Annotated in this window: 14 protein-coding genes; 6 read left to right on the top strand and 8 right to left on the bottom strand. The window is 71.3% G+C overall.

The genetic code is table 11. From position 1 onward, the window contains the following. Positions 1-152 precede the first annotated feature (152 nt). On the top strand, positions 153-1,061 hold the full coding sequence (locus tag PCA76_RS07665) for an alpha/beta fold hydrolase (RefSeq protein WP_272616325.1): 909 nt from the start codon (positions 153-155) through the stop codon (positions 1,059-1,061). A 72-nt stretch (positions 1,062-1,133) separates the two neighbouring features. On the opposite strand, the gene fxsT is transcribed toward PCA76_RS07665, so the two are convergent. The 5 genes from fxsT to PCA76_RS07640 are packed head-to-tail and all read right to left on the bottom strand — an operon-like array spanning position 1,134 to position 10,094. After that, the gene (gene fxsT / locus PCA76_RS07660) at positions 1,134-5,003 is read right to left on the bottom strand and encodes an FxSxx-COOH system tetratricopeptide repeat protein (protein ID WP_272616323.1); all 3,870 of its coding nucleotides are present in this window, start codon (positions 5,001-5,003) and stop codon (positions 1,134-1,136) included. After that, positions 5,000-6,271: a TIR-like protein FxsC gene (locus tag PCA76_RS07655; RefSeq protein WP_272616322.1), complete on the bottom strand. Its 1,272-nt coding sequence runs from the start codon at positions 6,269-6,271 to the stop codon at positions 5,000-5,002. Before PCA76_RS07655 ends, fxsT begins: the two co-directional genes overlap by 4 nt. Beyond that, the gene (locus tag PCA76_RS07650) at positions 6,268-6,927 is read right to left on the bottom strand and encodes a TIR-like protein FxsC (RefSeq protein ID WP_272616321.1); all 660 of its coding nucleotides are present in this window, start codon (positions 6,925-6,927) and stop codon (positions 6,268-6,270) included. The genes PCA76_RS07655 and PCA76_RS07650 overlap by 4 nt, the downstream gene beginning before the upstream one ends. Positions 6,928-6,979: 52 nt before the next feature. Beyond that, entirely contained in the window at positions 6,980-7,780 is an 801-nt protein-coding gene (locus PCA76_RS07645; protein WP_272616319.1) for an aminoglycoside N(3)-acetyltransferase, read from the bottom strand. Positions 7,781-7,787: 7 nt separating this feature from the next. Beyond that, complete coding sequence (locus PCA76_RS07640; RefSeq protein WP_272616318.1) at positions 7,788-10,094, bottom strand: FxsB family cyclophane-forming radical SAM/SPASM peptide maturase; 2,307 nt, start codon at positions 10,092-10,094, stop codon at positions 7,788-7,790. Positions 10,095-10,476: 382 nt separating this feature from the next. On the opposite strand from PCA76_RS07640, the gene PCA76_RS07635 reads away from it, so the two are divergent. Beyond that, a complete protein-coding gene (locus PCA76_RS07635) occupies positions 10,477-10,725 on the top strand; it encodes a DUF2277 family protein (protein ID WP_272616317.1) in 249 nt (82 codons plus the stop codon). Positions 10,726-10,776: 51 nt separating this feature from the next. Here PCA76_RS07635 and PCA76_RS07630 read toward each other — a convergent pair whose 3' ends face one another. Further along, a complete protein-coding gene (locus tag PCA76_RS07630) occupies positions 10,777-11,256 on the bottom strand; it encodes a hypothetical protein (RefSeq protein ID WP_272616316.1) in 480 nt (159 codons plus the stop codon). A 246-nt stretch (positions 11,257-11,502) separates the two neighbouring features. Next, positions 11,503-12,492 (bottom strand): selenide, water dikinase SelD, encoded by a 990-nt coding sequence (gene selD / locus PCA76_RS07625; RefSeq protein ID WP_272616314.1) that lies wholly within the window; start codon positions 12,490-12,492, stop codon positions 11,503-11,505. A 195-nt stretch (positions 12,493-12,687) separates the two neighbouring features. On the opposite strand from selD, the gene PCA76_RS07620 reads away from it, so the two are divergent. From PCA76_RS07620 to PCA76_RS07605, 4 genes are read left to right on the top strand one after another with little or no spacing between them, the layout of a single operon-like run. Then, positions 12,688-13,443, top strand: coding sequence for an amino acid ABC transporter ATP-binding protein (locus PCA76_RS07620; RefSeq protein WP_272616313.1), 756 nt, complete (start codon positions 12,688-12,690; stop codon positions 13,441-13,443). A 57-nt stretch (positions 13,444-13,500) separates the two neighbouring features. After that, positions 13,501-14,379: a glutamate ABC transporter substrate-binding protein gene (locus PCA76_RS07615; RefSeq protein ID WP_272616312.1), complete on the top strand. Its 879-nt coding sequence runs from the start codon at positions 13,501-13,503 to the stop codon at positions 14,377-14,379. Between the two features lie 41 nt (positions 14,380-14,420). Further along, positions 14,421-15,128: an amino acid ABC transporter permease gene (locus PCA76_RS07610; RefSeq protein WP_272616311.1), complete on the top strand. Its 708-nt coding sequence runs from the start codon at positions 14,421-14,423 to the stop codon at positions 15,126-15,128. Continuing rightward, positions 15,125-16,093 carry an amino acid ABC transporter permease gene (locus PCA76_RS07605; RefSeq protein ID WP_272616310.1) on the top strand — a complete coding sequence of 323 codons (969 nt, stop codon included), beginning with the start codon at positions 15,125-15,127 and terminating at the stop codon, positions 16,091-16,093. The genes PCA76_RS07610 and PCA76_RS07605 overlap by 4 nt, the downstream gene beginning before the upstream one ends. Before the next feature lie 70 nt (positions 16,094-16,163). Here PCA76_RS07605 and rny read toward each other — a convergent pair whose 3' ends face one another. Next, the gene (gene rny / locus PCA76_RS07600) at positions 16,164-17,930 is read right to left on the bottom strand and encodes a ribonuclease Y (RefSeq protein WP_272616308.1); all 1,767 of its coding nucleotides are present in this window, start codon (positions 17,928-17,930) and stop codon (positions 16,164-16,166) included. Between the last annotated feature and the right edge of the window lie 519 nt (positions 17,931-18,449).

Below are 18,449 nucleotides of genomic sequence, written 5' to 3'. Positions count from 1 at the left end.
TTGACCCGGCGGCCCATGGCGGGCATCCACGACGGGCAGTACGCTGCACAACAAGAATGTGTTCTGGGCGATTTCGGGGGCTTTGCACTCGGCGCCGACGATGCGCGGCTCCATTCACGGGGGAGCACATGACGACCCGCGGGAGGCCAACCGTGACGCGACAAGATGCGGCTCAGCGCACCGTCACCACGCCGGACGGGCGGCACCTCGCGGTGGAGACCTCCGGTTCGCCGGACGGGCCCGCGGTCTTCCTGCTGCACGGCACACCGGGTAGCCGCAGCGGCCCCCGACCCCGGGGCATCGTCGTCTACCGCCTCGGCGTGCACCTCGTCTGCTACGACCGACCCGGTTACGGCGACTCCGACCGGCACGAGGGTCGGCGGGTGGCCGACGCCGCGGCCGACGTGGCGGCGATCGCCGACGACCTCGGCATCGAGCGGTTCGCGGTGGTGGGTCGGTCCGGGGGAGGTCCGCACGCCCTGGCCTGTGCGGCGCTGCTGCCCGACCGGGTCACCCGGGCTGCCGTGCTGGTGGGGCTCGCACCGGCCGGCGCACCCGACCTGGACTGGTACGCCGGGATGGCCGAGACGAACGTGGAGGACTACGGGCAGGCCGACGAGGACCTGGACGAGCTCACGCTCAACCTGAAGGTCCGCGCGGAGGAGGCCCGGCGGGATCCGATGACGCTGTTGGACTTCCTCCGCCCCCAGTTACCCGAGGCGGACATCCGGGTCGTCGACGACATCGCGATCCGCCGACTGCTGACCGACATGTACTCCGAGGCGCTGCGGCACGGCCCCGAGGGCTGGATCGACGACGTGTTGGCGATACGGCGGGGCTGGGGGTTCGACCTCGGCGCCATCCGTGCGGAGGTCCGGCTCTGGCACGGCGACCAGGACCGCTTCTCCCCGGTGCAGCACTCCCACTGGCTCGCCTCGCAGATCTCGCGCGCCGAGGTCCAGGTGCAGCCCGGCGCCGCGCATTTCGGGGCGGTGGAGATCCTGCCGCAGACCCTGAGCTGGCTGGCCACGCCGGAGCTCGCGACCAGCCCACGGCTCTGAGCCTGCGGGGCGGCACGGCCAGACCGGCGGGCGGGCGGGCCACCTGCCCGACCCGCCCGCCCGCCGACCCGATCAGATCGTGTGCGGGTCGATCACCCGGACGATGAACCGCCGTTCGCGCAGGGTCTGCACGGTCGGATGCTCAGGGCCGATCACCTCGGCCAGCCGGTCCGCCACGCTGCTGACGTCCTCGGCGGGAGCGCCGTCGCCGGCCCGCTTCGACACCAGGGCGAGGTCACCGAGGCAGCGCAGCGTGTCGGGGTGGTCCGCACCGATCACCGCGGCCAGCCGGCCGGCGGTTTCCCGCAGCCGGTCCCGCGCCGACTCCCAGTCACCCTCCTCGGCGAGGCACACCGCCTGGTTCACCTCTGCCGCGAGGGTGTGCGGGTGGTCGGGGCCGACCACCTTGCGCAACTCGCCGGCCGCCCGGGCAGCCGATACGCGGGCTTCCGATCGACGGCCGAGTGCGCGCTCGGCGGCGGAGATGTTGCTCAGCGTCGCCAGGGTGTGCGGGTGCTCCGGGCCGAGCCGGAGTTGCTCCTCGTACGCCTGGCTGACGGCGATCAACTCGGTCAACGCCCGGGCCGCGTCGCCGACGGCCAACAGGTTCGCCGCGCGGCTCGACCGGCACGCCACCGTGTCCGGGTTGTCCGGCCCGAAGCGTTCGTCGAGCTCGCGGTAGGCCGTCTCGAACATCGGCGCGGCCTCGGCTCCCCGACCGGCGCTGCGCAGTGACACCGCCAGGTTGACCTGGGCGGCGAGACTCTGGCCGTCGTCCGGCCCGAGCACCTCGCAGTACGCGTCGTACACCGTGCGCAGCAGGGTCGCCGACCTCTCGTACTCGCCGGCTTCCCGCAGGTCGCTGCCCAGGCGGACGGCGGAGACCAGGGTGTACGGGTGGGTGGGGCCGAGCACCAGGCGCCGCCGCTGGTGCACCTCGTCGTCCCACCGGCGGGCGGACCGGTAGTCGCCGACCAGCCGGTACGAGACGGCGAGGTTGTTGGCCGCGCTCAACGTCCGCGGGTGGTCCTCGCCGAACACCTGGAGCCACGAGGCGTAGGTGGACCGGTCCCGTTCCAGGGCCTCGGCGTAGCGACCGAGCGCCCGCAGGTCACCGCCGAGGCTTCCGGCGGTCATCAGACTGTGCGGATGCAGCGGGCCCAGCAGCCGGCGTTGCTCGGCCAGCACCGCTTCGTCCAGGTCCCGGGCCTCGTCGAACCGGCCCAGGCTGCGCAGAATGTTCGCCCGGTTGAACCGCAGGTGCAGCAACTGTCGTCCCAGCGCCGTCGTCTCGGTCTCGTCCTGCGCGTCGCCGAGCCGAGCGGACCAGGTGTCGTCCACCTCCTGGCTGAACCCGTCGGCCTGGTCCAGGCCGCCGCGCTGCCATAGATAACGGACCCGGTCGATCAGCAGCTGACGCACCGACTCGTCAGGGCAGGTCAGCGCCTCGGAAACCTCCAGGTGCGGCCAGAGCATGCGCAGCCGGGCCCAGGTGGTCGGGTCGTCCACGTCGCCGCGTGGCCGGGACGCGGCCAGCACCAGGTGCGCCTGGTGTCGGGCGGCGATGATCTCGTCCTCGGTCATCCGGTCGCGGACCACCGCCTGCAACAGCCGGTGCACCTGGACCCGGCCGCCCTGGACGTCGAGTTTGAGCAGCGCCAGCCGGTTGATCTGCTGCACCAGGGCGCCGCGTACGAGCCGCTCCGACACCGACGGGTCGAACGGCACGAGGGCTGCCGCCATCTCGTCGCTGTAGATGAGTTCGAGGGCGATCTCCGGGGCCAGCACCGAGCAGAGCTGCAACAGCCGGTACGCGGCAGGGGCCTGGTCGAGCAGCCGGTTCAGCGACAGGTCCCAGGTGGCCTCCACGGAGAGCGCGCTGGGGCCGTGCCGCTCGATCTGCCGCAGGTAGTCCGCGACCGACGTGCCGGTGTCGGCGAGCCACGCACCCGCCGCGGCCACCGCGATCGGCAGGTCGCCGAGCGCCTCGGCCACACGGTCGGCCTCCTCGGCGCTGATCGTGGGCACCCGCTGGGCGAGGTGCGCGACGCTCTCGGTGCGGTCGAAGACGTCCACCTGGATCGGGTTCGCCCGATCACCCCACGCGCGGTTGCGGGAGGTCAGCAGGACATGGCCGGGGCCCTGCGGCAGGAACGGCTCGATCTGGTCGAGCTCTTCCGCGTTGTCGAGCACGACGAGCCACCGCTCGTACGGCTCGCCCCGGCTCAGCACCTGCAGCACCGACCGGACCGTGTCGGGCAGGGTGGGCCCGGCGAGGATGCCGAGGCGGTTGGCGAGGTCGGCGAGGGCGGTGTCGACGAACTGCGGCGGGTCGGCCACGATCCACCAGACCACGTCGTACGCGGCCTTGAACCGGTGCACGTACTCCAGAGCCACCTGTGTCTTGCCGACGCCGCCCATGCCCTGCAGGGCGACCGGCAGCACCACCGCGCTGCCCCCGCTCTGCAACTGCCCGCGCAGTCGCGCCAGGTCGTCCTCCCGGCCGGTGAACCGGGCGTTCCGGTTCGGGGCGTTGAAGATCAACGGCTCGGCGCCGGGATAACGGGCGGACCCACCCGCCGGACCGTCCGCTGACGACGGGACCGGCCGGCCGACCAGCCGCAACACCCGCTCCACGGCGGTCGCGGCGCTCACATTGACCAGGTTGGTGGAGCTCTGGGAAGGGAACTCCGCCAGCGGGCGCAGGTCGGCGACGTACACGGCAAGGGCCGTGGAGCCGGTGCTCGTGTCGCGGTCGGGCAGACCGCTGGACGGCGTTGCCACGTACGCCGGCGAGACCACGGTCAGCGTGCGCGGGGCGGGCGTGGCGGCGGACCCGACGGCTGCCGTGGGCTCCACCACCCGCAACCCGGCCGAGCTGAGCACCCGCTCCAGCCACTCGGCCCAGATGGCGTCCTCCGGCGCGCAACGGAGCACGATCTGGTCGTCGACCGCCTCGGTACGTCGGCGGAAGCGAGCCTTGCCCCGCTCCCGCACCGACTCGTCCATCAGCGGCAACGCGGTCACCGCGCCATCGGTGAGGATCCCGGTCAACGTCTCGAACGCGGCCAGCAGCGACGTCGGCGAACCGGGCGGGTCCCCGAACGTCGCCAGTGTCTCCTCGTACGCGTAGAACGGCCGGTACGGGACCTCGACGGCGGCCCAGTATCGCCGCCGTTCCGCCTCGGTCATGCCCGCCGGCAAGCCGGCGAACCGGCGCATGGCCAGCAGCCGACCCGCCTCGGCCCGCTCCTTCTCGGCCTGGTCGACGCGCATCGGCACCGGCAGGACCCGGATGTCCCGCCGCCGGTACCGGTCCCGCACCGAGTGCGCCACCCGGGCCGCGCCGTCGATGCCCTGGTCGCTGAGCGTGAAACAGTCGACCAGCGTGTCCGGCAGGTGCAGGGTGCAGATGTCGGCGACGTCGCTCAACCCCGTTCGGCTGTCGATCAGGGTGAAGTCGTACTGGCGCTTCATGTCGGCGCGCAGCGCCTCGAAGAACTGCGCCCCGCCCAGCCGGTTGTAGAAGTTGTCCCAGTCCAGCCCGCTCACCGAGACGGCGTAGTCGCTGTTCTGCCGGCCCGCGGAGAGGAAGTCGAGGCCGCCGCCGTTCGGGAAGTTCCAGTGCAGCGAGAAGGCGTGCCGTCCGACCCGGGCGTACTGCTCCATCCAGCGATCCGGCCGGTCGTCGACCCGGGTCGTCTCCCACTCGTAGTCGCGGATCATGTCGATCACGCCGCTGGTGCCCTGGATCGCCTCGGCATCGAGGAACGGGTGGAAGAAGCGGTGCAGGCCGGGTGACTCGAGGTCCCAGTCAGCGACAAGCACCCGCCGACCGCTGGCCGCGAGGATCCAGGCCACGTTGGCCAGCGCCATCGTTCGGCCCGTCCCACCCTTGAACGAGTAGAAGGTGACGACCTGGCCTTCGCGATCGTTGTTCATCGGTTTTCTCCGTGGGGACGCGGTGGGGCCGGATCATCAGGCGGGGACGCGGGGTCGGACGTAACGGTCGGGCCGGCGGCGGACAGGCCGTCGCGCAGGCTCGGCACCGGCTCCGGCGGTGGCTCGAAGGAGACGACCGGGCCGTACTTGAGGAACTGGCGGCGAGCCTCGGTGACCAGCGCCGGCATCAGATCGGCGAACTCCGGCATGCTGCACGCCTGCTTCACCTGGGGCAGACCGGCGTCGTGCAGGAGCTGCGTCATCTTCGTCGCCCATCGGGTGGCGTCCTGGCTGTCGTCGTCGTCGGTGACCACCAGCGGGACGACCCACTCCCGCAGGCCTTGCAGCATGCGGGCGAGGACTTCGGGCGCATCCGGCGCCGCCGCGATCCACGGGTCGACCAGCAGCACCGCCGGTCGACGATCGAGCAGCCCGGCGGCCTGCACGAAGTCCTCCGTGCGGGCGGACAGCCCGAGGCGCTCGGCGGTGCTGGCCGCGTACTCGGCGACGGGCAGCTCCTGGCGGCGCCCGTACGGCCGCCAGAGCTGGCTCTTGGCGGCGTAGCCGGCGGGGTCGCGGTCGGTCGGCAGACGGTCCTGGGTCGGGGCCAGGACGGCGACGACGAAGTCGGGGTCGGTCGGCGCCGGGCGGACGACCTCGTCGAGGCCGGGCGCCCGGGACGGGCCCAGCGGTCGCCGCTCGGCGGTGTGCACGATCCGGCTCGCCAGCCGGCTCAGCAGAAGCTCGTACTGCGCCCGGTAGGAGGCCAGCATGCAGAACGCGCGAAGGCCGTCCTCGGCGTATTCCGGGACGTCCCGGCCCAGGTCCAGGGCGCCGTCCAGCTCCGGATGGGTCTCCCACGGGTGGAACGGGATCCACAGCACCGGGGTGAGATGGCCAGCGGTGGCCCGGGCCGGGCCGGCGGCGGCCAGCCGGGCCCGGAAGGACTCCTGCTCCCCCAACGCCCACGGGCGACTGAAGTAGCCGGGCGAGTAGAGCGGGACGAAGACCTCGGCGTCACCGAGTGCCTCGGCGAGTGCCGCCTTCCAGTCGGCGCCCAGCGGGATCTGCTGGTCGAAGAAGCCGATCCGCATGCCGGCCACCGGTCGCGCCTGGCGCCGCACCTCGTCGGCCAGGTCGGTGAAGAACTGGCCGACCCAGACGTCGGCGTCGGCCCGGGCGCCCGGCGCCGGCGGCGAGTGGGCATAGCTGAGGAAGAAGTACGTCCCTCGCGCCGCCGATCGGCGCCGGTCCGCCGGCGGGCTCATCCCGGCTCCTCGGCGAACCGGTTGCACAGCTCGTCCACGCTCGCCGGCACCCAGGGCTCCACCAGGTACGACCGGTGGATGGCCACGATCCGCTGCGCGAGCCGCCAGACCACCGCCCGGTACGCGTTCTCCCACTGCATGGTCAGCAAGCCATAGACCCCATCCCGCTGGTAGTGCACCGCGATGTCGGGATCCGGCATGGCGGTCGGGGAGAACCGTTGGATGTCGCGGAGCACCCGAGGCAGTGCTGTGCCGTTCGTCGGCGACCAGGTGACCGGCACGATCGCCGTTTCGTGGGCGGAGGCGGAGCTGTGCCGCGGGATGATCCGTCGGCGGGAGAACGCGTCCCACTCGCGGCCACACCAGTCGCTGCCGAGCAGCGCGCTGGACACCAGCGGAACGAAGACCTGGCAGGTGCCGGCGGCCTGGAGGAGCTCCGGGCTCCAGCGTTCCCCGCCGGCGATGGAGCTGTCCAGGAAGCCGGCGTCCACCCCGGTCACCGGGCCGACCAGCTCACTGACATGGACGGAGAGGTCCTCGAAGAACCGGGAGACGTACTCGGCGGGCTTGCCGGTGGCGCGGCCGACCGGCGCTCTGGAGTAGCTGAGGAAGAAGAGCGGGGCGCGCGTTCTGGAGGGTGCGTCCACTGTGCTCATGGCTGCCCCTCCGCCCTCCCCCTGCGGCCGGAACATCAGCGTAATCCCCGCGTCAACGTTGCGCCGCCAAGCGGTTCGCGGCGAACCAGCCGACCGCGAAGTCCACCGCAGGGCGCGCGGGCAGCAGGCGGGCGCTCGCCCGACCAACCTGACCGTGCTGAACGAACGGTGCGTCGTCGAGCGCGGCGCCCACCGTGGGGAAGTCGCGATCGTCCAGGTCGAGAGCACGGAAGTCGAGGCGGACCCGGCGCCCGTCGACGAGCCGGAAGCAGCGGTAGTCGCGCTCGGGCGGCGGCGAGGGAAGCCGGTACTCGGCCAGGTGCAGGGCGCTGCACGCCTCGTAGCCGAGGCCGAGCAGCAGGATCTGCCCGTCCGCCGCGTAGAGGCCGCCGACCGGGGAGCGTTCCCCCAGATGGCAGGTGAGGTCGTGGCCGTCGGTGAGCTGCCGGGCCCGTGGGCCGAGCGCGGCGAACGAGGTCTGCGGATGATCGCTGCGCACGGCGCCGGGGGCACACCGGACGTACTCGGCGAGCGCACCCATCCGCTGGGAGGGGGTGGTTCGGCGGTCCCAGCCCGGCAGCGCCGCCTCGTATCTGTCGCGCTGCGCCCGATCCATGCCGGCGATGGCCGCCAGATGTGCCCGGGAGGTGGTCGAGTTGCCGTCGGTGTGGGTGGGCACGAGCAGCGTGCCCGCCGGGCCGAGGACGTCCCGCAGGGCGCCGGCGAGCGTCGCGGGGCCGTGCTCCAGCGGGCCCACCCGCCGGAGGCCGCAGTGCACCACGAGGCACACACCCGGGCGGACGCCCAACGCCCGCAGGTCGTCGGCGAGGCGAGGACGGCCCAGTGTGGACATATCCTGCTCATCTGGACCCGACACAGGTCTCCTCCAGGGCGTGACGCATCTGCCCGACGAACCGCTCGCCCGCCGCGGTGAGCGACCGACTGCCCAGCAGCGCGTCGACGCCGTCCCGGGTCCAGGCCAGGAAACGGGCAGCGTGCGCCGACGCGTCCCCGCCGTCGGCGGCCGCCCGGGACCGCCACACCTGGGTGACAGCCAGATGTGCGTACACCCCCTGCAACACGCCTTCGGGTGGCCGCGGGTCGGGACGCCAGGGCACCCGGATCCGGGTGCCCTGCCCGGGTTCGACGAGGTCGTACAGGTCGAGCACGGCTCCGAGCTTGGCGTGCTGCCACTCGTGCACGAGCAGCTCCGCCATCGTCTCCGGGTCCGGGTCGGTGGTGACGGCGACCGCGCCGAACGCGTGCCGGGCGGTCGCACTCCGCAACGGTCGCGCCGGGTCGGGTGCCAGCGGCACGACGGCGCGCAGACCGCCGTCGAGCGCCGCCGCGTGCGCCGGCACGTCCCGGTGCACGACCTGCCAGGCCTCGGCCAGGGTACGGCCCAACGCCCGCGCCGCCGGGGCCTCCAGGCGAGGTGCCACCGGCTGGCCGTAGCAGTCCCGGTACGGGTCGCCGTCCTCGACGAGGAACCGCCCAGCGGAAACCGGCACGTCGCGTGTCGGTCGCCAGCCGGCCGACGGCTCGACCGGATCGAGGAGCACCGTCCGCTCGGCGGTCCCACCCCGAACCCGGAATTCACCCGGCCGGACGGTCACCTCTGCGCTCTCACCCAGGCCGGGCAGCAGCAGGCCGCCGAGCGTGGGCAACGTGATCGCATCGGCCCGCACCGGGACGTGCACCGTGGCCGGAACGCCCGCCCGGAGAGCCGCGGCGACGGCGAGCGCCGGCAGCGGGTCGAGCGCCGGGCTGACGCGGGACCGCGCCGACGAGTCGAGGCGATGCACCAGCCAGGGCCGAACGAAGGGGTGCTCCAGGACCGCCCGGACCGCCTCCGGCGCCGCCTGATCGAGGTGGACGAGCAGCTCCCAGGCGGCTGTGGGGCCGACCATGTCCCGGCAGGCCACCAGCAGCGCCCGGGTGATGGAGAGCTGGGTGGCGGCGAGCAGCGCCAGCGTCGGCGCCGACCCGTGCCCGGTGGCCAGGTCGTCCAGCAGCTCGTCGACCGGCAACGCGGCGGACCACTCGCTCGGCGCGGCGGAAGCGGGCTCCGGGTACGCGTCTACGCGGTCGATGAGCTGGAGCAGGTCGGCGCAGTACACCGAGGGGTTGTCGAAGCCGGAGCCGGTGCGCCAGCGGTGGGCGTACAGGCCGCCGCCACATCGGTCGACCACCGGGCAGGCTCGGCAGGTCGCGCAGAGCCCGTCCACACCGTCCTGTCGGATCGCGACCCCGGGGTGCCGGGCGGCCTCGTCCACGGAATGGCCGAACACGTCGAACCCGGTGCCGGCCGCGCCGTGGTAGGCGGTCTTCAGCGAGTCGACCTGCTCCCAACTGCCGTCCGCCTCGATCACCAGAACGTCGGCCGGCGCGAGGCCGAACGCCTCGGTGCCGCCGCCGCCGGGCCGCAACGCCTCGAACAGCCGGATCGACACGGGACGCGCGTCGTCCACCCAGCGCCGGTGGAGCCGTTCCAGCCAATCCGCGTACGGGGTGGCCCGGGGCCCGGGGCGCTCCGGGGGGTTGTCCCAGGTGGCGTGTGGCAGCAGCAGGTCGACCCGGGGAGGGCTCTCGGCCAGCAGTGCCTCGTACACCCGGTCGGGGTCGTTGCGAACGTCGACCGTGCAGAGGATGCCGGCGTAGCTGACGCGGTGCTCCGGCTGCCGGAGAAGGGCCAGGGCTCGCCGGACGTGGTCATGGCTGCTGCCGCCGTGGGCGAAGACCCGGTGACGGTCGTTGGCGGCACGGTCACCGTCGAACGACACACCGACCTGCACGTTGTACTCGACGAGCAGCCGGCACAGCTCCTCGTCGAGCAACACGCCGTTGGTCTGCATGCGGAGGTCGAGCAACGTCCACGGCGTGATCGCCGTCCGCAGCTCGGCCAGCACCTCGCGCAGCCCGGCAGCACCCAGCAGCAGCGGCTCACCCCCGTGCAGCACCACGTGCACGACCGGCAGCTCGTGCTCGCGGGCGTGCTCCGCGATGCGCCGTGCGGCGGCCCGGACCGTGGCCGGTGGCATTCGCACCGGTCGACCACGCCAGGTCTGGTCGGCGTGCTGGTAGACGTAGCAGTGGTCGCAGCTGAGGTCGCACCGGCTGTGCACCTTCAGCACGAACTGGCTGATCCGCCGGCAGGATCCGCCCACTGCGGGTGGACCGCACCGGCAGGCCATCGCTCAGATGGACGAGTTGAAGGCGGCGACGGGGACGCTGCCGGACGGCACGGATTCGTTCGCGACGACGCGCCTGCGGACCGCCTCGACCAGATCGGCGTGCTCGACGGCGATCCGCTCCAACGGAATGTGCAGGCTACGTGTGAGGTCGACTAGGTCGGGACGGGATGGGCGGGTGGGGGCGTGGTCCACAATGAGTCTCCGGGGGCCCGGGGCGCTGGGAGCGCGAGCGGCGAGAATGGCTCGAAAGGCTCTGGTCCGTGACCAGGATAGACAAATATCGACCCAGTGTCACCGTCGGTACAAACACCGGCACCGCGGGTGCAACCCGGGTGCCGGCAGAGGAGGAGCGCACATGTGCCGGAGCATCAAGACGCTGCGTGAGCCGTTCACCCCGCAGGTGACCGACGCGGACGTCGAGGCGGCGGCGTTGCAGTACGTCCGGAAGATCTCTGGCTTCCGGGCGCCCGCCGCGCACAACGCCGCCGCGTTCGACGCCGCAGTGGCCGCCGTGGCCGAAGCGACGCGCACCCTGCTCGACCAACTGGTGGTGCGGGGTGCCGGAACGGGCACCCCGGACCGGCAGGCCACCGCCTCCAGCTGATCACCGTGTCGCCGGCGCGGCCCCGGCCGGCCGGGCCTGACCCGTGGCGGGTCAGGCCGCGGCGAGCGCCGGGGCGACCGTGTCGGGTGCCCAGCGCGAGCGGTGGCACTGCGACCAGCCCCGGCAACCCGGGTCGCCCAGCGTGCAGAGCCGGTGCCTGCTGAGCACCTCGCCGTCGTCGGTGTCCCGCACGTCGAAGTGCACCGGACGGACCGTGCCGTCCGGTGCGACGAGCAGGTGCCGGCCCGCGTCGAGCGTGTCGTCGCGCAGCAGGCAGTTGCGCCCCAGTATCCGAGCGAGCGCGGCGATGCTGGCGTGCTCGGGGAGCTGCTCGGGCACCCCGTAGCAATCCACGACCGTCGCGAACTCGCCCGGCGCCTGCCAGACGTCGCACACCACCGCGTACGTCGGCAGCCGGGCCGGGTCGGCCACCGCCAGCGGCATCACCACCCGACCAAGCGCCTCGGCCAGCGCCGGGTAGACCTCCACGGGACGTACCCCGTCGATTCTCCAGTTCCACAGCTCGGTCATTCCGCCTCCTCGCTGCGTTCGTCCCACCGGCCTCCGGATCGGGCCTTACACACGATGGTGGGGGGCATTTGACCCCAGCCGGGGGCAAGTTACCGGTCTGTGACCATTCCGGGCAAAATTTCCCTGAGCAGCATTGCTCGGAGTAGCGGGAAGGTGACAGTTTATCGGGTATGGTGCGCGATCGGCACCACCGCCACCGCGTGTTCGACGACGGCGATCGCCTGTCCGACGACGGCCGCCGAGAGGTCAGCGCAGGACGACGAGGTGCTCGCCGCGGGGCAGCAACTCACCCACCACGGGCGCGCCCGGCACCTCGCCGGCGACCAGCAGGCCACCCGAGGTCTGCGCATCGGCCAGCAGCAACCGCTCGTCCTCACCCGCCGCGCCGAAATCGGTCCACGGGGTGACCCACTCCAGGTTGCGCCGGCTGCCGCCGCTGACGTAGCCGTCGCGTAGCGCCTCCCGCGCGCCGGCCAGGTAGGGAACCCGGGCCATGTCGATGGCCACCGTGAGCTGGCTGGCCCGGGCCAGCTTCGAGGCGTGCCCGAGCAGACCGAACCCGGTCACGTCGGTGCCACAACGGATGCCGGCGGCAACCGCCGCGCGAGCGGCGTCCCGATTGAGCGCGCTCATCGTTGCCACCGCCTCCGGAAAGCTCTCGCCGGTGGTCTTGTGTCGGGTGTTCAGCACACCCACCCCGAGGGGCTTCGTCAGCGACAACGGCACCCCGGCCCGCCCGGCGTCGAGGGTGATCAGCTCCTCCGGTCGGACCGTGCCGGTGACCGCGAGGCCGTACTTCGGGCCGTCGTCGTCCACGCTGTGGCCGCCGGCCAGGTGACAGCCGGCCTCCCGGGCGACGTCCTGGCCACCGCGCAGAACCTCGCCCGCCAACTCCATCGGCAGCACGTCGCGCGGCCAGCAGAGCAGGTTGAGCGCGATCAACGGGGTGCCGCCCATCGCGTAGACGTCGGAGAGCGCGTTGGCCGCGGCGATCCGGCCCCAGTCGTACGCGTCGTCGACCACCGGCGTGAAGAAGTCGGCGGTGCTGACGATGCCCGTCCGCTCGTCCAGCCGCACCACCGCCGCGTCGTCCCCGTGGTCCAACCCGACCAGCAGTTCCGCGGTCCCGGTGGCTGGGCCGAGACCAGCCACCATGATCTCCAACTCCCCCGGCGGGATCTTGCAGGCGCAGCCACCGCCGCGGGCGTACTTGGTCAGCCGTACCGGTTCGGTCATCCCCCCATGATCTCGGCACCGCGCCACGATCGCCACCGTTGTGCCTCGCACGATGACCGGAATCGGACGTCCGACAACGATCGTGACCGGTGTTACCGCTCCGTGACCCGCTGGGTTGCGTTCTGCCACATCAGGCCGCCTACAGTGGCCGCACCGGGGGTCAACCGACCCCTATCCGGGGAGACGACAGGGACGGTGGACGACGTGACGACGGGCGAACCGCTCATCGTGCTGGACGCGGTCAACAAGTGGTTCGGGCCGCTGCACGTGCTGGACGACGTCTCACTGTCGGTGGGTCGGGGCGAGGTGGTCGTGGTCATCGGCCCGTCCGGCTCCGGCAAGTCGACGCTGTGCCGCGCCATCAACCGACTGGAACCGATCAGTTCCGGCACCATCACCTTCGACGGTCAGCCGCTGCCGGCCGAGGGCAAGCCCCTCGCCAAGCTGCGCAGCGAGGTGGGCATGGTGTTCCAGTCCTTCAACCTCTTCGCCCACAAGACCATCCTGGAGAACGTCACCCTCGGCCCGATCAAGGTCCGCAAGGAGAAGCCGGCCGCCGCCCGCGAGCGTGGCCTGGCCCTGCTCGACCGGGTCGGCATCGCCAACCAGGCAGACAAGTTCCCGGCCCAGCTCTCCGGCGGCCAGCAGCAGCGGGCGGCCATCGCCCGGGCGCTGGCCATGCAGCCCAAGGCGATGCTCTTCGATGAGCCGACCAGCGCACTGGACCCGGAGATGGTCGGCGAGGTGCTCGACGTGATGACCTCGCTGGCCAGCGACGGCATGACGATGGTCGTGGTGACCCACGAGATGGGCTTCGCCCGGCACGCAGCGAACCGGGTCATCTTCATGGCCGACGGGCAACTGGTCGAGGACGCCCCGCCTGCGGAGTTCTTCGCCAACCCGCGCAGCGAGCGGGCCCGGGACTTCCTCTCCAAGATCCTCACGCACTAGGCGTCCGTAGTGGAGCGTGCCGCACCTCGGTGGGCTCCGTTGAAGAAGGAGAAAAGTATGCGTATGAAGCGCGTTGCGGCAGTCGCCGCGGTCGCCGCTCTGGCGCTCGGCCTCACCGCCTGCGGTGACGACGACGGCGGGGAGGGCACCGGTGCTGGCAGCAAGTCCTTCACCGCCGGCAGCACCATGGAGAAGCTGAACAAGGCCCAGAAGATCAAGGTCGGCACCAAGTTCGACCAGCCGGGCTTCGGCCAGAAGGGCTTGTCCGGCAAGCCCGAGGGCTTCGACGTCGAGATCGCCAAGATCATCGTCAAGGAGCTCGGCATCCCCGAGGACAAGATCGAGTACGTCGAGACGCCGTCGAAGGTCCGTGAGGACGTCATCGTCAACGGCACCGTCGACTTCGTCGCCGCGACGTACACGATCAACGACAAGCGCAAGGAGCGGATCGCCTTCGCGGGCCCGTACTACGAGGCCGGCCAGAACATCCTGGTCAAGAAGGACGACACCACCATCACCGGTCCGGACTCGTTCAAGGACGGCACCAAGAAGGTCTGCTCGGTCACCGGCTCCACCCCGGCCGAGACGATCAAGACGTACGTCAAGGACGTCGGCACCCAGCTGGTGCTCTTCGACACCTACGACAAGTGCCGGGACGCCCTCAAGGGCGGCCAGGTCGACGCCGTGACCACGGACAACGTGATCCTGCTCGGCTACATCGCCAAGGACGAGGCCTCCTTCAAGCTGGCCGGCACCAACTTCACCAAGGAGCCGTACGGCATCGGGGTGAAGAAGGAGGACGCGGACTTCCGCAGCTTCATCAACGACGCGCTGGACAAGGCGGTCGGCGACGGTAGCTGGAAGAAGGCCTGGGACGACACCGCCGGCAAGTTCGGCGCGGAACTGGGCTCGGCGCCCACCATCAACCGCTACTGATCTGATCCTTCGATCTGGAGGGTGGGGAGGAACACCGACCCGTGAACGTGCTCATCGACAAGTTCGACGTCTTTGCGGGTGGTTTCTGGCTCACCCTCCAGATCTGCATACTTGCCGCGATCGGCGCCCTCATCCTGGGCGCCGTCGTGGCGGTGCTCCGCATCTCGCCGGTGCCGCCCCTGCGCGGGCTCGGCACCAGTTACGTGAACGTCTTCCGCAACATGCCGCTGACCGTGGTGATGTTCTTCGCCGCGTTCGGCCTGCCGGCGCTCGGCTCCAACGCGGACTTCCTCCGCATCCCGGTGATCGACTCGCTGTTCGCCCGGCTCGGCACCGACCTGCCGTACTTCCGGTTCGCGCTGATCGCCCTCGTGCTGTACACCGCCGCGTTCGTCTGCGAGGCGCTGCGGTCCGGGGTGAACGCGGTGCCCGCCGGCCAGGCGGAGGCCGCGCGGTCGTTGGGCCTGACCTTCGGGCAGAACCTGCGCCACGTGGTGCTGCCGCAGTCCTGGCAGGCCTCGGTGGTGCCGCTCGGCTCGGTGATCATCGCGATGATCAAGAATTCGGCGTTGGCCGGCTTCTTCGGGGTGGTCGGCGACCTGTCGGCAGCAGCCGATCAGCTCACCGGAGCCGAGGGCTACGCCTTCATCCCGGTCGCCATCGGCATCTCGATCGGCTACCTGATCATGACCGTGCCGCTCGGCGCCCTGCTGGACCGGATCGAGAAGCGACAGGCGGTGGCCCGATGAGTCAGCAGACCAGCGTCCTCTACGACGTCCCCGGGCCCCGGCAGCGGCGGATCACGCTGATCAGCAGCCTCGTCGCCGGACTGGTCCTGCTCGTCGGGGCGTACTTCCTGATCTACCGGCCGCTGGACGACAAGGGCCAACTCTCGATGGAGCTGTGGGGTCCGCTGATCGACCCCTCCAACGAGAACTTCTCCCAGGTGTGGGATCGGATCGGCCTCGGCTTCAAGAACACCCTGTTCGCGGCGGCGCTGGCCATCGTGGCCGCACTGGTGGTAGGCACGCTGCTCGCCGTGCTGCGGGTCCAGCTCAAGAGCCTGACCCGGCTCCGGTTCACCGGTATGGCGACGCCGGTGGCGTACCTGCTGCGCGGGCTGAGCGCGCTGCTGTCGGCGGTCACCCGCGTCTGCGTCGAGGTGTTCCGCGGCCTGCCCGTCGTGATCACCATCTTCTTCGTGGCCCGCGGCTTCCCCGAGTTCGGCCTCTACCTCGACAACCTCTGGTATCTGGTCATCGGCCTCACCATCTACAACTCGGTGGTGATCGGCGAGATCCTCCGCTCCGGCATGGAGGGGCTGCCGGGCGGCCAGGCGGAGGCCGCGAGCGCCATCGGCCTGTCCCCGGCACAGACCACCTGGATGATCCTGCTGCCGCAGTCGTTCCGGATCATGCTGCCGGCACTGATCAGCCAACTGGTCGTGGTCCTCAAGGACACCTCGCTGGGATTCATCATCAGCTACGAGGAGACCCTGAACATCGGCAAGCAGATCATCGGCGTGCTGGGCAACCCGATCCAGGTGTACGTCGTGATCGCCGTGCTCTTCATCGTGGTGAACTACTCGCTGTCGAAGCTCGCCCAGTACGTTCAGCGGCGGCTCGCCAAGGGCCGCAAAACCGCGGGCACCCCGGCACAGAATCCGCCGGCGACGGCACTCATGTCCCAAGCCGAGGGCGCCGGAGGCGTCTGACACTCCGCTCGCAGGCGAAGGGCCAGTCCGGTATCCGGACTGGCCCTTCGTCTGCCTCAGCCGTGATCTCTCAGCGGGCGATCTCGGTGACCCGGGACTCGCGGACCACGGTGACCCGGATCTGACCCGGGTAGGTCAGCTCCTCCTCGATCTGCTTGGCCACGTCCCGGGCCAGCACGGCCGCCCCGATGTCGTCCACGTCGTCCGGCTTGACCATCACCCGGATCTCCCGGCCGGCCTGCATGGCGAAGACCTTGTCCACGCCGATCTTGCTGGCCGCGATCTCCTCGATCCGCTCCAGACGCTTGACGTACGCCTCAAGACTTTCCCGACGCGCGCCCGGCCGACCACCCGAGCAGGCGTCGGAGGCCTGGGTCAGTACGGCCTCGATGGTCTGCGGTGGCACCTCGTTGTGGTGGGCCTCGATGGCGTGCACCACGTCCTCGTGCTCGCCGTACTTGCGGGCCAGGTCCGCGCCGATGATGGCGTGGCTGCCCTCCACCTCGTGGGTGAGCGCCTTGCCGATGTCGTGCAGGAACGCCGACCGTTTGATGGTGGGCACGTCGAGCCGCAGCTCGGCGGCCATGATGCCGGCGATGTGCGCGGTCTCGACCAGGTGCTTGAGCACGTTCTGCCCGTACGAGGTGCGGTAGCGCAGGCGGCCGAGCAGGGTCACCAGCTCCGGGTGGATCTCGGTGATGCCGACCTCGACGAGTGCGTCCTCGGCGGCCCGGAGGCAGAGTTGCTCCACCTCCTGCCGGGCCAGGTCGTAGACCTCCTCGATCCGGTGCGGGTGGATCCTCCCGTCCAGGACCAGCTTTTCCAGGGTCAGCCGACCGACCTCTCGACGGACCGGGTCGAAGCAGGAGAGCAGCACCGCCTCGGGGGTGTCATCGATGATCAGGTTGACGCCGGTCACCGACTCGAAGGCGCGGATGTTGCGCCCCTCGCGGCCGATGATCCGCCCCTTCATCTCGTCACCGGGCAGGTGCAGGACGCTGACCACGCTCTCCGCGGTCTGCTCGCTGGCGACCCGTTGGATCGCGTCGACCACGATGTGCCGGGCCCGCTGCTCGGCCGTGTTGCGCGCGTCGGACTCGATGTCCCGCACCAGCAGTGCCGCCTCGCGCTTGGCCTGCGTCTCGATCGCCTCGACCAGCTCCAGTCTTGCCGAGTCGGCGGTGAGCCCGGCGATCCGCTCCAGCTCCCGGCGGCGCAGCTCCTCCGACTCGGCCAGCTCGGTCTCCCGCTGGGCGAGCGCGGACTCCCTGGCCGCGAGGGCAGCGCTCGCCGCGGTGAGCTGCCGCTCCCGCTCGGCGAACCGCTCCACCTCCTCGGTGTGCATCCGCTCCCGCTCGTCCATCCGGGCAGCCCGACGTTCCACCTCGGCGGCCTGCTCCCGGGTGGTGGCGGCGAGCACCGCGACCTCCCGCTCGCCGCTACGCCGGGCTGTCGTCCGCAACTGCTCGGCGTCCGCCTCGGCCTGATTGTGGGCGCGCTCCAGAACGGTGTCCGCCTCGGCGCGGGCGTCGTCGAGAACCCGGCGCGCCTCGGCGCGGGCCGCTTTCGCCTCCGCCTTCGCCGCCGCCGCCTCGGTACGGGCCGCCGCAGCCGCGGACTTCGCCACGTCGATCGTGCTGCTCGCCTCGTCGGCCGCGGTCCGCAGGGCGGCCAGCGACTGCTCCTGGCGGTCCTTCTCGGCGATGAAGGCGGGATCCTCCGGAGCCGGCGCAGCGCCCATCCGGCGCAGTGTCCGGATGCCGACCAGCACGGCCCCGATCACCACCACCGCGAGAACGAGGACGGCCGCAAGGAGCACGACGTCGAAGGCGTTCATGCCGGGACCCCGTCGGGTCTACCGGTGAACCTGTGCCGCCGCCCCGCCATGGCCGCCTCCCCTAACGTCGAGACCGCAGCGACCGTGCCGGGGGCACACTCCTGCGGCTGTGGACGCCCGACCGGAGCGACTGGCCGTGGGTAGCTCTCTCCGCCGGCGGTGCCCGCAGGCATCGTCGGCGACCGGGTGCAGTTGTCGCGGCGTTCCGGACCGGCCTGTCCGGAACTACCGCCAAAGGCCGTGGAGTCGGCCAAAGTGATGCTGTTCTGTTACGCCATCTATGTTGTGCACTTAGCCTGCGTTGGTCGGGCAATGTGAGCCTGTATGGCGAGGCTAGGTCTCCGGGGGTGGTCTGGTCAAGGACTCATGATCAAACCCCCCGAACGGAGAGAAGTTACCGCGTCACGGCCTGCTGACATCGTGCCGGACAGGAGGGGACAAACTCCGCGAGGCGCACTGTCCCCTGGACGTGTCGGGCCTGCTCAGCCCACGCCCAGCCGGTTGACAGGCGACGACCGA

This window comes from Micromonospora sp. LH3U1 (assembly GCF_028475105.1).
In the GTDB taxonomy this organism is placed as follows: domain Bacteria; phylum Actinomycetota; class Actinomycetes; order Mycobacteriales; family Micromonosporaceae; genus Micromonospora.
The sequence above is the reverse complement of the archived record's forward strand: the minus strand, read 5'-3'. Positions and strand labels throughout refer to the sequence as shown.